General features: G+C 40.4%; 13 protein-coding genes. 12 read left to right on the forward strand and 1 reads right to left on the reverse strand.

From position 1 onward, the window contains the following. Positions 1 to 300 precede the first annotated feature (300 nt). Entirely contained in the window at positions 301 to 1,605 is a 1,305-nt protein-coding gene (locus OC25_RS25905; RefSeq protein ID WP_039483183.1) for a DUF3472 domain-containing protein, read from the reverse strand. 590 nt (positions 1,606 to 2,195) lie between these two features. On the opposite strand from OC25_RS25905, the gene OC25_RS25910 reads away from it, so the two are divergent. From OC25_RS25910 to tssD, 12 genes are all read left to right on the forward strand, one after another. After that, positions 2,196 to 2,780 carry a DUF5025 domain-containing protein gene (locus tag OC25_RS25910; RefSeq protein WP_039483185.1) on the forward strand — a complete coding sequence of 195 codons (585 nt, stop codon included), beginning with the start codon at positions 2,196 to 2,198 and terminating at the stop codon, positions 2,778 to 2,780. A 20-nt stretch (positions 2,781 to 2,800) separates the two neighbouring features. Further along, complete coding sequence (locus tag OC25_RS25915; protein ID WP_039483186.1) at positions 2,801 to 3,256, forward strand: hypothetical protein; 456 nt, start codon at positions 2,801 to 2,803, stop codon at positions 3,254 to 3,256. Between the two features lie 43 nt (positions 3,257 to 3,299). After that, on the forward strand, positions 3,300 to 3,749 hold the full coding sequence (locus OC25_RS25920; RefSeq protein WP_039483190.1) for a DinB family protein: 450 nt from the start codon (positions 3,300 to 3,302) through the stop codon (positions 3,747 to 3,749). Between the two features lie 197 nt (positions 3,750 to 3,946). Continuing rightward, a complete protein-coding gene (locus OC25_RS25925) occupies positions 3,947 to 4,654 on the forward strand; it encodes an RNA ligase family protein (protein ID WP_039483192.1) in 708 nt (235 codons plus the stop codon). Further along, entirely contained in the window at positions 4,641 to 5,747 is a 1,107-nt protein-coding gene (locus OC25_RS25930) for an AAA family ATPase (RefSeq protein WP_039483195.1), read from the forward strand. The genes OC25_RS25925 and OC25_RS25930 overlap by 14 nt, the downstream gene beginning before the upstream one ends. Positions 5,748 to 5,948: 201 nt before the next feature. Further along, positions 5,949 to 6,449 carry a hypothetical protein gene (locus OC25_RS25935; protein WP_039483198.1) on the forward strand — a complete coding sequence of 167 codons (501 nt, stop codon included), beginning with the start codon at positions 5,949 to 5,951 and terminating at the stop codon, positions 6,447 to 6,449. 764 nt (positions 6,450 to 7,213) lie between these two features. Further along, positions 7,214 to 8,428 (forward strand): Pycsar system effector family protein, encoded by a 1,215-nt coding sequence (locus tag OC25_RS25940; RefSeq protein WP_039483200.1) that lies wholly within the window; start codon positions 7,214 to 7,216, stop codon positions 8,426 to 8,428. Beyond that, positions 8,428 to 10,470, forward strand: coding sequence for a polyphosphate kinase 1 (ppk1, locus tag OC25_RS25945; protein WP_039483204.1), 2,043 nt, complete (start codon positions 8,428 to 8,430; stop codon positions 10,468 to 10,470). The genes OC25_RS25940 and ppk1 overlap by 1 nt, the downstream gene beginning before the upstream one ends. Positions 10,471 to 10,482: 12 nt before the next feature. Next, positions 10,483 to 11,394, forward strand: coding sequence for an SdiA-regulated domain-containing protein (locus OC25_RS25950; RefSeq protein WP_039483207.1), 912 nt, complete (start codon positions 10,483 to 10,485; stop codon positions 11,392 to 11,394). Positions 11,395 to 11,598: 204 nt separating this feature from the next. Continuing rightward, entirely contained in the window at positions 11,599 to 15,204 is a 3,606-nt protein-coding gene (locus tag OC25_RS25955) for a BamA/TamA family outer membrane protein (protein WP_082018722.1), read from the forward strand. A 243-nt stretch (positions 15,205 to 15,447) separates the two neighbouring features. Continuing rightward, positions 15,448 to 17,769: a GAF domain-containing protein gene (locus tag OC25_RS25960; protein WP_209435639.1), complete on the forward strand. Its 2,322-nt coding sequence runs from the start codon at positions 15,448 to 15,450 to the stop codon at positions 17,767 to 17,769. Positions 17,770 to 18,123: 354 nt separating this feature from the next. Further along, the coding region (gene tssD, locus OC25_RS25965; RefSeq protein WP_039483210.1) for a type VI secretion system tube protein TssD at positions 18,124 to 18,335 on the forward strand (212 nt) is incomplete at its 3' end.

Below are 18,335 nucleotides of genomic sequence, written 5' to 3' on the forward strand. Positions count from 1 at the left end.
TGCCGGTAATTCTTGCTATAAAGATTGCTTCGTCGGCTGAAAAAGCCTTCTCGCAATGACGACATTCTTAGGTGTTTGTCAATGGTAGCTGTCGGTTATAATTTGGGCAAGCTTCTTAATGCACTTAATTTCTTAATGATAAATAACGAATGATTGGATGTTGAAAAGTTAAGACGTTATAAGGTTGAAATGTTTTAGAAACCTAAATTAATTATTGAATGAGTGAATTTGAATGATTGAATGTTTAATGTGCGAAGATTATTCTCTTATTCAAATTCACTCATGCTTACATTAAAACTATTACGGTAAAGTAGTTAAATTAACGCTCGGGGCTGTACCCGTAGCTGTTCTGCTCAAAGCAGTGCCATAACTCGTATAAGTTGCAAAGAAGCCTCCGTTTTTAAGGTAAAAACTATTGCCGGTTACACCACCCTGATAATCCATTCTCTGCTCTGCAGAAGCAGTAGCATCATAACTGAAACTGGCATTGGTAACCTCTGTCCAGCTGCCCGCACTGGTTTTGTACCATTGGTTGCCATAGTTACAGCTTCTCTGTAAATAGCCCTGATCCGGATTAAAGTTTTCGATAAACGAGTATACACCAGTTAAGTATGCGGTAGTATTTGGGCGTTTCCATTGCGCTAAAACCTTCCAAACGCCATTTTCGGGGGCATAAAACCAGGCTGTATAATCAGAACTGCCTGCACCATCTGGTTTACCTTGCAGTAAAAACTTATAGGTGGTACCGGCCACCCAGTTAAACAGCATGTACGATTGGCCTCCGGTACCTTCGCCACCAAAACCATTGGTGGTTACATCCGTTCCTTTTCTTACCAGTGTAGTAGACCCTGTTGATGGATCCCAAACAGAGAATAAAACTCTTCTTTCTGTAGCCGAGTTTACCTGCATACCGAAATAGCCACCGCTAAAACCATCGGCCATAAAGTAAGAACCAATTTTATCCTGTCCGCTGGGAACATTCAGCTCGCTGTAAAACCATTCGGTACCCGATGGAACGGTGTAGTTTAAGTGGCACGATGGGCCTCTGCGAGACCAGTAATAATTGGTTACATCGTTGGCATATTGCACGTTTGAGGCAACTGTTGGTCCGCTGATTACCAGATCAGAAATGTCGCCAAAATAACTGCCTGTTTTGCTCACCCCCTGTATATCTACCCTAACATAACCGGCTGAAGTAATGTTTACGGTACCAATATTAGTGGTGGTGGCTGTGGTACCGGTAATGGTTTTGTTAAACACGGTACCGTTAATGGTTACTTTAATGTTGCTGCTTCCTGATGGTACAGTACCTTTAACTGCTACAGTTAAACTACCCGTAAGGCCCAGCCTGAACCAAACACTGGTAATGGTGCTGGCCGAGGTCCAGTTGTGTAAGCCTGTATCATTAATTAACCCGCCGGTGCCGGCAGTGTAGGCATTACCACCCAGGCCCACGTTTAACGAGGTGCCCCCCAAGCTCTCGGTAACGGCGATGTTTTTTTTAATTTCTGCGGATTGGGTATCCTGTAACGATTCAGTTTTTTTACAGGAGAAAAGGCTAAGCAATAAAAACATGCTTGCAGCAAATGAAGTTGTTTTTTTCATTTTTTGTGATTTTGGTTAGTTATATGGTTGTTTTAATTAAGTTGCACTTATCCAATCGTCTTGTAAAAACAAGAGATTATTTTGCTTAACCTAGCCTCAATATTCAACCCGGAATACTTTGTCTGCATGCAGACGATGATTTGCTATACTTAGCCGCTAACCCGAAATAGAAGACTGTAGCACAATAAAAAAGAAATTATTGTTGCTAACCTAAACTCAAGTTAGCCACTAACTGCAGAAAAAAAATAAGTTTCTAAGCGCAAACGTTTGCCTGTTTACAACTTATATTTTTAAATAAACACAGCTACAATTTTTTATGCTACAATTTTTATTGAGGTTGTAGTTTTAAATAGGGGAGATTGGAGATGAAATGTTTTTATAGATAAAATGTCGCTGGAAATCAGTTGATTAATAAAATTTTAGTTGATTTTTTTACCCCTGATTTTCGAATGGAGCAAACGTTTGTGTAAAGAATTTTTGATTAATTACTATTTTATTAGTTATTTGTTATTTTTACATTGCTCGGCTTTTATGAATCTTTTTTTTAATGCATGGGGGCTGTTTAAAGTGCTCACACAAATACCTGTCTTATGAAAATGTTTACGAAACTCTTTTTTAACCTGGCCATAATCATGTTGCTTTGCTCTTGTAAGAAACCAAATGCAGAGGTACCCGCTAAAACGCCATATGTTCAATTTATCAAAATGCAAATTGCAGGGCAATCGCTTGAAATCAAGGGTTCAATCGATCAAAACAGGAACATATTTAGCGGAAGCTGGACTGGTATTGGTTACGGAGATGGTACACAAAAAGAAATGTATACCGTAAATGTAACAGTGCCAAAAACGTTTTTAAACACAACAACAGATTCAAAGTTCCAGGTTCGTATTTTCGATATTGAGAAAAAGGAATATTTGTTGTCAGACAGCGATCCATACAAACAAAGTTTTGCAAGCAGCATTTACCTGGTTACTAATTTAGGATCAGCTGATTCAAAAGTATATACCACTAATGAAACAAAGCCACCTTTCAAAGTGCAGATTACCAGATACGAAAAACCTAAAGACAGTGGTGTGCCTTTTGTTGGCGGTAAATTAAATGGAACCTTATATAATATTAAGAACCTGCAGGATTCGGTTGTAATAAAGGATGGCGTTTTTGATGTTAGATTCTGATTTTAAAATTATATGGTACCATGAAATTTAATATCGCTCTTCTCCTGCTTGGTTTAACATTGATATTATCTTGTACCCATGTTCAGCCGAAAACTGCTCCGAGTTTGGCCATTTTGCGTCAAACCCTTAAGCTAAAATTGAAAGATAAAAAGGCTTTTTTTCAGAAAATAGGCTATCAATTTAGTTGGGGCGACTCAACAAGTCTGAGCTATAAACATGTTGATGAAAGAGATACCAGTTATTACCGACTTACAGACGCTAAAATGTTGAAAGGTTGTGCTTACACAACTAATAATAAAAATGAGTTAGTATTGCTGGTTAAAGAAGCTTTAGCAAGTGGTTTTAAGCAAAAAATTAACGAAAATGGTCATACTATGTATACTAATGGAGCTGAAATTCTGTTTATAACAAACATAGTTGGGAAAGGGAAGCGCTTACTTAAGGTGAGTCTGATGCAGGCCGGAATGCCAAAATAAAATCTAATAATTGTTTAGCCAAAATATCCTTAACCCCTTAACCATGCTCCAACAATTTTGCAACTATAATAACTGGGCCAATTCAACTTTGCTGGCTGCCTTAAAAACACATGCAGGTGTACTGCCTCAATCTTGTATCAACCTATTCAGTCATATCATGAATGCCCAGATGATTTGGTTGTACCGTATTAATGGTCGGGAACCCAACGTAAGTGTTCGGCAGCAGCACGATCTCGAAACTTGTAGCAAATTATTAGCCGAAAGCGGGCAGGGGCTTGCAGCAATTGAAAATCCTGAAGACCATTCTTTACCCTTAATTCAATACCGCAACTCTGCCGGTACAGCCTTTGAAACTGCTGTGCCCGATATTTTACTGCATGTTTTTAATCATGGTACCTATCATCGGGCACAAATTGCCAAAGAAATGAAACAACACGGTATCGATTCGGTTAATACCGATTATATTCAGTTTGTGCGTCTTAAAACCTCATAATCTTATTAGTGTGCTGATTAAAAACACATTATCCCGGATTTTTGTGCGATTATAAATTGGTTTTACTACCTTTGCAGCCATATTAAAAAATAATAACCTATTGCGTCATGTAATCTCATTTACACATTCATGTTAAATGACCTTTCCAAATCTGGAAGGGAGTAATTACTATTTCTTTTATTTTTATTGATTACAAGATGACTATTTCACAAAAATATGGTCGTACGTATCATTATCCGTTTTCGCCGGGCACAACCAGCGATGACCGGATACAGCACGACTATTGGGATAACATACAACAGATCCCAACATTGATACATACCGAAAAATTAGATGGCGAAAACAATTGCCTTTCGCGTTATGGGGTTTTTGCGCGCTCACATGCAGCACCAACTACTTCGCCATGGACAGCAAGCCTAAGGCGTTTCTGGGAACTGGTAAAGCATGATCTGGGCGATCTGGAATTTTTTATGGAAAATTTATATGCCATACACTCCATCGCTTACCGCAAACTCGAACATCATTTTTACGTTTTTGGCATCCGCGAGCATGGCCGCTGGCTAAGTTGGGAAGAAACCGAATTTTATGCAAAACTGATTGATTTACCAACCGTGCCGGTGCTTAAAACAGAACAAACACCGGTTGATCAGAAACAATTTGAAAGCGAAATATTGACTTTGGTTGCTGGTCGTGGTACTTTCGACCCATTCGATATATATGATAAAAAAGCAACCACCATGGAGGGAATTGTTAGCCGCAATGCTGCGGGCTACGAGGCCGATGCCTTTGCCCAAAATGTATTTAAATATGTACGTAAGGGGCACGTTAAAACCGATGAACATTGGACCAGAAACTGGAAACGTGCGGCCTTAATTAACGAAGGAGGTAAACATGTGGACCTTTAGCGAAAATAAAAACTGGGAATACCTGGAAACACGGTTCGACTGGGTAAAACGGATGAATGGGGTGGAGCAGGATAAACGATATCATGCCGAAGGCAATGTGGCTATACATACACAGATGGTCTTGGCTGCCCTGCAAAATGAAGCTGATTTTAAAGCTTTACCTGCACAGGAGCAGGAAATTTTGTGGACAGCCGCGCTGTTACACGATGTAGAAAAGTACAGTACAACCGTATTTGAACCCGATGGGAGCATTACCTCAAACGGGCACGCACGTAAAGGCGCGCAGTTTGCCCGTAAATTGTTGTATCTGGATGGTAAGGTGCCTTTTCATATTCGCGAGCAGATTGTTGGCCTCGTGCGTCACCATGGTTTTCCGATTTGGTTGTTCGAAAAACCCGATCCGCTTAAGGCTTTGGTTAAAGTAAGCATGGAGGTAAATACCCAATGGCTTGCTTTACTGGCACGTGCCGATATGCTTGGTCGCATCTGTATCGATCAGGAAGATATGTTATACCGGATAGCCTGTTTCGAAGAATTTTGTAAAGAGCACCAGTGCTGGGGGCAGGCACGCTCGTTTGTCTCAGCCGAAGCTAAAATACATTATTTGCAGCACGAAGACAGCTATCTGGATTATGTACCTTTTGATGAGCCACAAGCTGAAGTAGTGTTAATGAGCGGTCTGCCAGGTGCAGGGAAAGATACTTTTATCAGGCAGCATTATGCCGATTGGCCGGTTATCTCTTTAGATGCCATCCGTGTAAAATGGGGAATAAAAGCAACCGATAAGGCCGGTAATGGCAGGGTAATACAGGAGGCCAAAGAACAAGCCAGGGTATATTTGCGTAAACAACAGCCTTTTGTGTGGAATGCCACCAATATTACCGGACAAATGCGGGTGCAACTGATCGAACTTTTTAATACCTACAAAGCGAAAGTGCGTGTAGTGTATATCGAAGTGCCACATCAGTTGTTATTTCAGCAGAACAAAAACCGCGATGCCATAGTGCCAGCGGCTGTTTTAGAGAAACTGGTGCATAAACTCGAAGTGCCGGCTCTTTGGGAAGCACATGAGGTAATTTACCAGATTAAATAATGGACTAACCCAAAATTAAATATTAAACCGTCATCTCGACTGGAGCGCAGCGGAATGCCTGCCCGTACAGGCGGGGAGAGATCTATCTTCGTTACCGATGTAAAATCTGTATAAATTGCGCTCCTTTCGAAATGACTAGTTATTAAAAGCACTGTATTCGAATCAAAAACATAACTTGTGTTTTTAAATTAACAAAGCAAAATGACGGAATCAGAAAAGTACCTCAAAATATTCAGTAGTGTGGAAGGCCAGCTAAATCTGCAGCTGTTAAAAGAAATGCAGCTCGAAACAGCTGTACTTGAGGTATTAGATTGTGTTTGCTTAAAAATATATAAAAAGTCCTGGTGTAGTTCTAAAGAAGATCCCTTATTGGCCAAAACCCGGATATTTTTTTCCATTTGGATGAGTGATGAAAGCGATAAACAGCAAAAATTATTGTACAATATACACGCATTTAAATTGCGGCATTTGCCCGGTTACGCCATTGAAAGCCGAAAGTTTGCTAATGTATTCAGGAGTGCTTTTGAAGCATTTGAGCAGCAGTGGCCTAATGTAAGTGTTAACTATGGCCCCCTAACTTTAATGGAAGGTTGGGTAAGTTTTGACGATAAAAATATAGCGCAGCAAATTGTTGAGCTTGCAAACAATTTTTTAACCATTGCACCTTTGGTTGATGAGGCACTGGCAAGTTTTAAAAAGTAAAGATATTCATTAGTTCTGCCCCCCTAAAAGCAGATCGTAATCTCCACTTCGTTACCCTATCAATGACAAATCCAATATAGGATCGTCATTTCGACTGGAGCCAGCCGGTTTTCCCGGTGGCGAAATGCCCGCCTGCATCGGGCAGGGAGAAATCTTTTCAAGTTAGATTTCTCGACTTCGTTGCACTCCGCTCGAAATGACGATCTGCTTTAAGTTTTAGTCTTTCCGCCTTTTTCTTTCCATCATTAAGGAATTAAAGTCATTAAGTTTTAGTGCTGCCTCAAGACTTTAGGCTTTCATTTGTATTTAAGCTTTCCGCTCTTCTGTGCTCAGACTTCCGTCCCCGATCTCCGGACCTCCGACTATTCTTCAGCATTGTTTTTGTTTTCCCGCCTTAGTCTTTTCATCATTAAGGAATTAAGGTCATTAAGTTTTAGTTCTGCGCCCAGACTTTCGACTATTATTTATCTTCCGGCTTTGAGCTTTAGTCTTTTTGCTTTGCACTTTGGTCTTTCAGCTTTCAGCTTTAGTCTTACAGCTTTGGTCTTTCTGCTCTGCACTTTGGTCTTTCTGCTTTAAGCTTTAGTCTTTTTGCTTTTTTGTAAAATAATCAGGCATTATTATTGTTTAGAGCAGATGAACATTGTTTTTGCTAAAATTAGCGTAATTTTATGATCGTAAAAACGAAACAATTTTAGCTTTAATAGATTTAAAGAAAATGCATTTGCTACAGAACTATACCTTATCACAGCCCGAATACGCTCATGAACTATAAACAATTGCAGGAAGATGTGGCCCGCCATGTAAGCCATTACTTTCAAACCCATAACGATCCGAGGCTGGTTTACCACAATTTAGCACACACCGAAGAAGTAGTTAATGCTGCACAGCAAATTGCCAACCACTACCAGGTAAGTGAAGAGGATTTTTTCACCGTAACCGTTGCCGCTTATTTTCACGATACCGGTTATTTTGAAGACGCATTAAACCACGAGGCTAAAGGGGCAGAAATGGCCGATCATTTTTTGGAGCAGCACGGTGTAAATGCCGCAGTGCGAGAGGGCGTTAAAAGTGCTATTCTGGCTACTAAGATACCTCAGCAGCCTACCAACCAAATTGATAAAATTCTTTGCGATGCCGACCTGTTTCACCTCGGATTACCCGATTTTCGTAAAAAAGGCAAGTTAATGCACAAAGAGGTAGAACTGATCTACAAAAAAGACATTAGCAAGACCGAATGGCGCCAGAAAGATATTCAGTTTATGGAGTCGCACCATTACCATACCGATTATGCCAACCTGTTGTTAAGTGATCAGAAACAAGCCAACATTGCGAAATTAAAAAGCAAACTCACTGCCCAGGAAGAAATCAGTACCGAACTGGCCGAAACCAAAAATTTTGCACCAGAAGTGGTAACCGGAAAGAAAAAGAAAGATAAAGGCGATCGCCCCGATAAAGGCATCGAAACCATGTTTCGCATTACCTCGGCTAATAACCAGCGCCTGAGCGATATGGCCGACAATAAAGCCCATATTTTAATTACCGTAAATTCCATTATGCTATCGTTAATTGTGAGTTTGCTGTTGCGCAGGCTCGAAGATCACGGTAACCTCATTATACCCACCTTTATTTTGCTTTTGGTGAGTTTAACCTGTGTGGTGGTTTCCATCCTGTCAACCCGTCCATCTATCCCCAAAGGAGAATTTACCAAAGAAGATATGGACAATAAAAAAGTAAACCTGTTGTTTTTTGGTAACTTTTATAAAATGAGTTTGCCCAGCTATACCGAGGGGATGATTAAGGTAATGAACGATAAAGACTTTTTATACGGAACCTTAATTACCGATGTGTACTCGCAAGGTGTGGTTTTAGGCCGTAAATACAAATTGATTCGCCTGGCCTACAATATCTTTATGTGGGGCTTAATTGCCGCAGTATTTGCTTTTGTTATTGCTTACGCAGCTTACGGTAAACTGTAATGGAACAAATAACCGAAACTACTTTCTTTAACCGCGATTTAAGCTGGCTAAAATTTAACGAGCGCATTTTAATGGAAGCCGAACGCAGTACGGTGCCTTTGCTGGAGCGTATTAAATTTTTATCCATATTTTCATCCAACCTCGATGAATTTTACCGCGTACGCATGCCCATTTTGCTGGCGTTGGAGAAATTGAGTAACCGCGAGGATAACGACATTAAAATAGACGATAATTTATTAAATACCGCCAATCAGCTTATTTCCGATCAGCAGCAACGCTATGGTAAAGTGCTGCGTACAGAATTAATCCCGCTGCTTAAAGAAAACAAGATCAACTTAATTTACGGTCAAGCCATCCCAGAACGAATTGAGCAAAACCTTAGCCGGTATTTCTTAAGCCAGGTAATGGCTTTTCTGCAACCGGTGCATCTGAAAGATAATAAAGAATTCTTTCCTGCCAACAATGAGTTGTACTTTTTGGTTACGCTTAAAAAGGAAGCAGAAACGGAAAACGTTATCCTTAATATCCCGTCAAATCAGCTGCCGCGTTTTTACAAAGTAGATACTGGAGATGGTACTTTTATTGTTTTTTTGGACGATATTATCCGTTTTCATCTCAACAGGATCTTTCCAGGTCAGGAAATTACCGGTTGTTACAGTTTCAAAATTACCCGCGATGCCGAACTCGATCTCAAAGATGAATATCCGGGCAGTTTATCCGAGCAGCTCGAAAAACAGCTTTTAAAACGCGATTTAGGCTTAGCTACCCGCTTTTTACATCAGCCTGGCATTCCCGATGAGGTGATGGATAGATTGAAGAAACTTTTCAACTTAAAAAAGGCCAATAGGATAGAGGGAGGGCAATACCATAACCTGAAAGATTTTATGGCTTTCCCTGTAAATTCGCCAAAACTATCGAACGAGAGCTGGCCAAAAATCTGCAATACCGATTTAATTGAAGGCACTTTAACCGAAGCCATTTACAAAAAGGATATCATTGTACATACCCCTTACCAGAGTTACGACAGCATTTTGCGTTTTTTTAACGAGGCCGCCATTGATGCCGATACTCGCGAAATCTATGTAACCCTTTACCGCGTCGCCAGCGATTCGAAAATTGTAAATGCACTCATCAGTGCAGCTAAAAATGGTAAAAAAGTAACCGTTTTGGTCGAGCTGAAGGCCAGGTTTGATGAAGCCAACAACATCAAATGGGCCAAGAAAATGCGCGAAGTGGGGGTGGATATTATTTATAGTGTAACCGCTTTAAAAGTACATGCTAAAGTGGCGCTGGTTAAACGGCAAGTTGGCGACAGGATGCATTATTCGGGATTATTCTCAACCGGAAATTTTAACGAAAGTACTGCTGCATTTTATACCGATCATGTTTTAATGACAGCCAATAAAGAAATGCTGCGGGAAGTTGAGCTTCTGTTTATTTTTCTGGCCAAAAGGGTAAAACCAACAGCTTCCGATCAGATTCATTTTAAGCACCTGCTGGTGGCGCAGTTTAACCTGCAAACGGCTTTTCTGGCTTTAATTGACCGCGAAATTGAACATGCCAAACAGGGCAAAGTAGCAGCAATAACTATTAAAATGAATAACCTCGAAGAGAAGGTTTTGATCGATAAACTTTACGAGGCTTCTACTGCTGGTGTAAAAATCGATATGATTGTGCGCAGTATCTGTCGCCTGGTACCCGGTGTACAGGGCATGAGCGAAAACATTAAAGTTACGCGGATTGTAGATCGTTATTTAGAGCACGGCCGTATTTTTATTTTCCATAACTTAGGCAAAGAAGAAGTTTACCTGGGTTCGGCCGACTGGATGAACCGCAATATTTACCGCCGCATTGAAGTCTGTTTCCCGATTTACGATGCACAAATCAGGCAGGAAATTATCGATATCATAGCCATTCAAAAACAAGATAATGTGCAGGCTGTTAGTATTGATGAAAATATGGATAACATACCGGTTGAAACCACAGGAACGCCTGTTGCTTCACAATACGGCATTTATCAACTATTAAAAAACAAGCATTAAATTTAACTTCCCATGAATTATAAAAGAACTTTCATTGCCTCGGGCCTTTTGGTTGCAGCAGCTTTTTTAGGCATTTCATGCGTAAACAGTACCCGTGATGATAAAGAAACCACAGGTGCCGAAAATACAGCTGTAGCCGAAGCCCAAAAAACAGGCTTACCCTACGATTTAAGCAAACCAGTGAAATACAATATGCCGCAAAGTTTGTTCGAAATTTCGGGTATTGTTTTCCATAACGGCGATGCTAAAGAGGTATTTGCCATTCAGGATGAGGACGGAGATCTTTTTCATCTAGGTTTAACCGATAAAACAGCAAAGTTTACCAAATTTGGCGGTAAGGGTGATTATGAAGACCTGGCCATCATTAAAAACTTTGTTATTGTGTTAAAAAGTAACGGTGAGCTGCATACTTTCCCTATTGCAGGCATTAATGCTCCGGCTGTAGCCAATGTGGTTAAAACGAAAGATCTGGTACCCAAAGCCGAGTACGAAGGATTGGCTGCCGATGAAAAAGCAGGCATGATTTACATTTTAACCAAAGACAGCAAGCCTGATTCAAAAGCCAAAACCACCAGTATTTATGGATTTAAGGTTGCCGCTGACGGTACTTTTACACTTGCTGGTCAGTTTGGATTGTCGCACAAGGATATCGAAAAAATGTCTGGTGCCGCCAGATCAAAATTCCGTCCGTCTGCGTTGACTAAAAATGTAGCAACCAACGAGTGGTACGTACTTTCATCAATCAATAAGTTGCTGGTAGTAACCGATGCTGGTTTTAAAGTGAAGGCCACTTATCCTTTGCCTGGTAGTTTCTTTAATCAGCCCGAAGGTATTGCTTTCGATAAAGACAATAATCTTTACATTTCTAACGAGGGAGGCACCCTTGCAGCCGGAAATATTTTAATGTTTAAATTGAAAAAGTAGGCTCGCAAAGCTTACTTCCTTACGATCGTCATGCTGGTCCGATAGCTATCGGACTTGTTTCAGCATCTCATAGACTCTGAAATACCCGTCCGACTGGCCGGGCGGAAATCCGATAGCTATCGGATCAGGGTGACGACCGATATAGGAATTGTCGGATATATAAACAAACTCTAAAATTAACTATCTTTATACAAACACCGGAATATGATTAAAAGATTTACCCTTTTTTCAATCTTATGTTTAACCAGCCTCATTACTTTTGCACAGGATGATGTTAAATACCGCGTAATTCTTTTCGGCGATGCCGGTGAAATGAATCCAGCGCAAATGCAGGATTTAAAAAATGCCGCCAAACAAGTTATCCCAAAAAAAACTACCGTACTCTATCTTGGCGATAACATTTATCCAACAGGAATGGGCCTGCCTGGCAGTGTTGAAGAGGAAGAAACCAAAAAGATATTACACTCTCAGTTCGATCCCATGCGTAAAATGGGGGCTGCGGTATATTTTTTGCCTGGCAACCACGACTGGGATAAATCGGGGCCAAAAGGACTGGCCAAAATACAGGCTCAGGGCGATTATCTCCGCGCACAGAACGATCCCTTGCTAAAATTGATTCCCGATAACGGTTGCCCCGATCCCGTAGCCATTAAATTAACCGATAAATTAACCATTATTGCTTATGATAGCGAATGGTGGTTATTTCCATACAACAAATTCAACAACAGTGGCGATTGCGATTGCCGTACCAAAGATGAAATACTGGTGAAAATGGAGCAGTTGCTCGAAGAAAATAAAGATAAAATGATTCTTCTGGCTTCGCACCACCCGTTTCAAAGCTATGGGCCGCATGGCGGCTATTTCAACTTGCGCAACCACATTTTCCCGCTCACTTCGCTAAACAAAAATCTGTATATCCCCATGCCGGTTTTAGGCTCGGTTTATCCTTTGCTACGTTCAACTTTACTAAGCCCCGAAGATTTAAACCATCCTGCCTATAAGGATATGATTAAATCTGTTACCGGCGTATTTGGCGATTATCCAAACGTTACCTATGTGGCCGGGCACGAGCATGGTTTGCAGTTAATTAAGGGCAAACAGTTACAGATTATCAGTGGTTCCGGTTCAAAAGTTTCGCCCAATAAAGAAGGTAAAACCTCGTTGTTTCACGAAATGCAGCAGGGTTATGTCGTAGCAGATCAGCTAAAGAACAACGATATGCGCTACGAATATTACATCTATTCCGATACCAGCGTTAAACGGGTTTACAGCTACACCAAGAAATACGAAACCATTAGCCAAAAAGTACGCAACCGCGATAAACCCATTACGGCAGATAGTATTTTCGTTACCATTAAACCCGAGTACGACAGTGTTGGGCGTTTCCACCGCTATATTTTTGGCGAAAACTACCGAAAAGAATATGCCGAACGTACCAAAGTACCTGTGCTGAGAGTTTCGCAAATGATGGGTGGTTTAAAAGCTACGCAACGTGGCGGTGGTAACCAATCGAGGTCTTTACGTTTAGAAGATAAAAACGGGAAAGAATATGTACTGCGCAGCGTAGAAAAATACCCTGAAGTACTTTTACCTCCGGCCTTACGTGAAACCTTTGCCAAAGATGTAATTAAAGATAACATGTCGGCACAGCACCCCTTTTCGGCGCTGGTGGTGCCAGATCTCGCTAAAGCTGCAGGCATTCCACACACCTCGCCAATTATTGGCTGGGTTTCTCCTGATGATAACCTTGGCGAATTTGAGCCTGCTTTTGCTAATACCTTATGCCTTTTCGAAGAACGTGAGCCTGTAGGCGAATCGGATAACTCGCCTAAAATGGATAAAAAACTAACCGCAGATAACGATAACCGTTTGGATGGCCCGGCCTGGGTAAAGGCCAGGGCTTTCGATGTATTATTAGGCGATTGGGACAGGCACGAAGACCAGTGGCGCTGGAAAGAAACCAAAACCAAAGATGGCTCAATATATTCGCCGGTTCCGCGCGACAGGGATCAGGTGTTTTTTAGATCCGATGGTAAGTTACAGCGTTATACCCAATCTTCTTCGTTATTACCCATGATGCAGGGCTACGAAAGGGGTATACAAAATATAAACTGGTTTTTATGGGAAGGAAGGGAAATCAGCAGCCGCTGGACAGCCAATATCGGTGAAGCAGAATTCGATAAGATTGTAAAAGATTTTTGCGCCAATTATAACGATGCCGTTTTTGAAAAAGCATTGAAAAAACTGCCGGAGCCAAGTTATTCTTTACACCACGATGCCCTTTTGGCACAACTGCGCAACCGCATTGCTACACTGCCTAAGTTAATGAACCAGTATTATCATTTCTTTAACCGCATTGTAGATATTGAAGTAACCAATAAGAATGAACGCATACAAATTACCGATGCGCCCGAAAATGGCCTGAACGTTAAAATCAATAAAATTTCGAAAGAGGGCAATATTAAAGACGAACTTTTTAACCGTGCTTTCGATCCGAAGGTTACCAAAGAAATCCGGGTGTACATGCACAACGGAAACGACAGCCTGATCCTGAATAATAAAAACTCGGGCATCCGCATTCGTATTATTGGCGGCAAGGGCAATAAAGTTTACGATTTTGCCAACAGCAATGGCAATGTGAAACTTTATGGCCGCACAGATAAGGCAACTTACCTGGGCGACGATCAGCATAAAATCAGGAAAATTATCTCAAATGATACTGCCAACTTTAGCTATATCCCCAAAGATATGTACCGCCGCAATACCTGGTTGCTAAATGCAGGTTACAACAATGATGACGGGGTTTTACTGGGTTTAATTTACAAACAAACCAACCCGGGTTTTAGAAAACAGCCTTACGGCAATGCGCAAACCATTTCGTTTTTACATTCGTTTTCTACCAGGGCTTTTAAGTTTAACTATAAAGGCGAGTGGTTAAAAGCTTTAGGAAAAGGCGATATCGTGGCAAAAGCCGATATCAATGCGCCTAACAATACCCAAAACTTTTTTGGCTTCGGTAACGAAACCCATTTCGATGAGCATGGCGACGATATCAGGTATTATCGGGCACGTTTTAACATTTACCAGTTCGATGCGGCCATCCGCTGGCGTCGGCCAAAATCTACTTTCAGCGTGGGGCCGGCTTTTCAGTATTATAAATTTAACGAAGAAGATAATGCTGGCAGATTTATAGAAAATGGCCCGCAGTTACACTCATCCGATAGTTTAACCGTACGTAATGAAAAGATGTTTGCCGGTGCATTTGTAAATTTCACCAACAATACCCGCGATAACGACCTCCTGCCAACTTTGGGTAGTTTTGTCGATTTTAAACTGTTGGGCTACAAAGGTGTAAACAAGTACTCCAATTCTATAGCACAGTTTACCGCCAGTATTGCCCTGTATAAAAATTTAGATGGCAGAAAGAACTTTATCCTCGCCGATCGCTTTGGTGGTGGGGTTACGGTGGGTAAACCGGCTTTTTATCAGGCTTTATATTTAGGCGGACAAGGCAATCTGTTAGGTTACCGCCAATTCAGGTTTGCAGGCGAGCACATGTTTTACAATAACTTAGAGCTCAGGGCAAAGCTTGGGGATTTGGTAAGTTACGTTTTACCCGGACAAGTTGGCTTGTTAGGATTTTATGATGTTGGCAGGGTTTGGAAACGTGACGAACCATCAACAATATGGCACCACGGCGTTGGAGGAGGGGTTTATTTCGCTCCCGCATCACTAACAGTTGTACGATTTGTGATGGGCCACTCCAGTGATGGCTGGTATCCGTACGTATCGCTGAATTTTAGGTATTAAATTTGTGTAACATAATTATGGATGTTTTATCGAAGTATTACGTTCAGCAGACTAACATTGCATCAGGTAGTAACTACCTTTGCAAGAGTTTAGTAACTAATTAGATAACTATAATTTTTACCCTATAGCAAAACTTATACAATGAACACCAATGTAATACAGATACACAAAAATGAATGTATTCATTGCCAGGTAGAATCAAGTCTGTCTTTTCGTCCACTTGTGGAGTATTTAAAGGGCCGTTTGAAAACAGAGAAATCGGTAAAATCAGAATTTTACAGGTTTCTACTTCAAAAAATAGAAAAAGACGATGTGCTTTTAGGTGGCATTAGCGCCGAAGATTTATCAAAATATAAAGATACGTTAGAATTGATTTTTACCATTCTAACACCTTTAATGGATAACGAAGACGATTTGTTTTGGGCTTTAAGTACCCCAATTCCCGATCAGATATTTTTTAGTACCAATGCTTTTTACCAGTTTTTTAAAGATCACGATCCTAAAAACAAGGTAACCAAAGATAATGAGCCGGTAGAAAAGAAACAGCTGAAATTTATTTACAATACCATTTTAGCCCGTTTTTACAATTTTACCTCGGTACTTAAAAATGAAATTATTTATGCCCATTTAAATCAGGAAACCAAGCTTACGCAGTATTATAATATCCAAACCGATACCAAGTTTGTAGATATTATTCATAAGGGTGATTTACCTGAGCTGAATTTTGAGGCACTTGGTAAACATTTTCAGGAAGAAACAGAATTAGAATACCTGGTAGAACACCTGCCTTTAAAAAACTTTCATTTTGAAGGTTTTAGCATCATTTCCATTACCGATGTTACTTTGCAGCACTCTATCGAAGGCATTCGTGGTGCTCTGGTTGATCACAATTACCAAACCGAAGCCTATACCCACGTAATACATGCTTTAAAAACATTAAGTGGTAACAGTAAGCTCGAATTTGGCTTAATGCCATTTTTAACTGTTAACGATAAACTGGTATTCGATAATCAGGAGTTTTCGCAAAGTATGCTTATCAATTCCGCAAAAGCTTCTAATCTGGAAGAAGAAGTTTTTTATTCGCTGGTTGATAAGTACAAGGAAAACCCCCGGTCTATTTTTGTAAGTGCCATTAACGACGACCAGATCGAAAAAGATCCTTTTTTAAAGGTTTTAAAAGCCGCTGGTGTATGTTCTTACTCTGTATTGCCTATTTATTACAATAAGCAGCTTGCAGGCGTATTGGAGGTTTATTCTAACGATGAAGTAGTTGTAGACGATAAGTTGCTGTCGAGATTACGTCCGGCATTGCCTTTAATTGGCCAGCTTTTTCAATACAGTATTGAAGAATTTGATGCCAAGATGGATGAAATCCTGATGGATAAATTTACCGCCTTGCAACCTTCTGTTCAATGGAAATTTAACGAAGCCGTTTGGCATTTCCTTCAGCAAAATAATGGCTACCACAAGTTAAAAGAGATCGAAACCATTACCTTCAAGCATTTATATCCGCTTTTTGGTGCTGTAGATATCCGTAACTCCACCATTGAGCGCAACAAAGCGCTTAAAGATGATATGGAGGTACAGTTGAATACCTTAATTGATACGCTAAAACTCATTCGCAAGCATGTTTCTTTAGAGTTGATCGATAAGTTGATTTTCAATTGTAAAGATTGGATTAAACGCATTGGCGATTTCGCTTCTTCGAACGAGGAAAGTCAGCTGAACGAATTTTTGGAGGTAGAAGTTTATCCTTTCCTGTCTATCATTAAAGGAAATCATCCTAAAACGACCGAAGTTATTGATCAGTATTTTGAAGTAGTGGTGCCCGAAACCGGTGCAGCATTCGAAAACCGCAGGCAGTTGGAAGTTTCCATGCAGTTAATCAATACCGAGGTAAGTCAGTATCTCGAAAAATCGCAGGCTAAGTTACAGGCTTCCTATCCTTGCTATTTTGCCAAATTCAGAACAGATGGGGTGGAGTACGATATTTACATTGGTCAGGAAATTGCACCCGAAAAACCATTCGATTTGCTTTATCTGAAAAATATTCGCCTGTGGCAGCTTACCTCAATGGTTGATATTGCCCGTTTATCCAAAAGTTTGATTGCCGAAATGCCGCGCGAGCTCGAAACTACGCAATTGATCTTCATCCATTCTAATGCTATCGACATTAGTTTCAGGAATGATGAGCGCCGTTTTGATGTAGAAGGAGCGTACAACATCCGTTACGAAGTGGTTAAAAAACGCATTGATAAAGTATTGGTTAAAGGTACGGCCGAGCGTTTAACCCAGCCGCATAAAATTGCCATGGTTTATTTTAATCCCGAAGAGGCCAAAGAGTATTTAGAGTACATTAAATACATGCAGGTGCAGGGCTTCTTAAACGACGATTTAGAGCAGCTCGAGCTGGAAGAATTGCAAGGCGTTTCCGGATTGAAAGCACTAAGGGTTGGTGTAAAATATGCCGATGAGAAAAAAACAAAAGCAGATGCCACCAAAAACTTAAAGCCCAAAGAAATCAAATCGATTGAAAAAGAAATAGCTAAAGTATTGCAACACTAATTCAATCAGGCTAAATATAAATCCTCCAATTTAATTGGGGGATTTTTTTTGCGCGGTTATCCTGAAATTCTAACCGTTGATAAATGCATCAAATTGTAGATTTATTAATCATTTTTTGTATGCTTTTAAATAATTGTTTGTATCTGATTTCGATGGGTTTAGAATTTTTCCACATTTTTATTTTTTATAAAACGCTTTTAACAATTCGTAATAACGCTTTCTGAACCGCTTTTGCATTTTGTTAGTGCTTCTGTATGAGTATTATAGGAATTGTTGGCCTGATATTTGGTTTTAAATATTTGATGTAGCAGAGGCTACTCATAATCGATTTATAAACCTTTAAATTTTAAAACTATGGCTTTCAAAGCTAGATTAAATTTTTCAGGCAAGGAGTACGATGTACTTCATTGTGCCTATGCGCTAAACCGCGATGTAGATGCTAAGGGAAGACCTTCTTCCGGAGTTTACGGCGGTACCATTGACATTGAGATCGAGTCGACTGAAGACACCTCAATTATCGAAGCAATGGTAAATAACCAGTACAAACCCATTACCGGAACCCTGTT

Source organism: Pedobacter kyungheensis, from assembly GCF_000812965.1.
Classification (GTDB): Bacteria; Bacteroidota; Bacteroidia; order Sphingobacteriales; family Sphingobacteriaceae; genus Pedobacter; species Pedobacter kyungheensis.

Coding starts and splice junctions, on each gene's coding strand:
- OC25_RS25905 (WP_039483183.1), bottom strand. CDS start 1,605: ATGAAAAAAACAACTTCATTTGCTGCAAGCATGTTTTTATTGCTTAGC.
- OC25_RS25910 (WP_039483185.1), top strand. CDS start 2,196: ATGAAAATGTTTACGAAACTCTTTTTTAACCTGGCCATAATCATGTTG.
- OC25_RS25915 (WP_039483186.1), top strand. CDS start 2,801: ATGAAATTTAATATCGCTCTTCTCCTGCTTGGTTTAACATTGATATTA.
- OC25_RS25920 (WP_039483190.1), top strand. CDS start 3,300: ATGCTCCAACAATTTTGCAACTATAATAACTGGGCCAATTCAACTTTG.
- OC25_RS25925 (WP_039483192.1), top strand. CDS start 3,947: ATGACTATTTCACAAAAATATGGTCGTACGTATCATTATCCGTTTTCG.
- OC25_RS25930 (WP_039483195.1), top strand. CDS start 4,641: ATGTGGACCTTTAGCGAAAATAAAAACTGGGAATACCTGGAAACACGG.
- OC25_RS25935 (WP_039483198.1), top strand. CDS start 5,949: ATGACGGAATCAGAAAAGTACCTCAAAATATTCAGTAGTGTGGAAGGC.
- OC25_RS25940 (WP_039483200.1), top strand. CDS start 7,214: ATGAACTATAAACAATTGCAGGAAGATGTGGCCCGCCATGTAAGCCAT.
- ppk1 (WP_039483204.1), top strand. CDS start 8,428: ATGGAACAAATAACCGAAACTACTTTCTTTAACCGCGATTTAAGCTGG.
- OC25_RS25950 (WP_039483207.1), top strand. CDS start 10,483: ATGAATTATAAAAGAACTTTCATTGCCTCGGGCCTTTTGGTTGCAGCA.
- OC25_RS25955 (WP_082018722.1), top strand. CDS start 11,599: ATGATTAAAAGATTTACCCTTTTTTCAATCTTATGTTTAACCAGCCTC.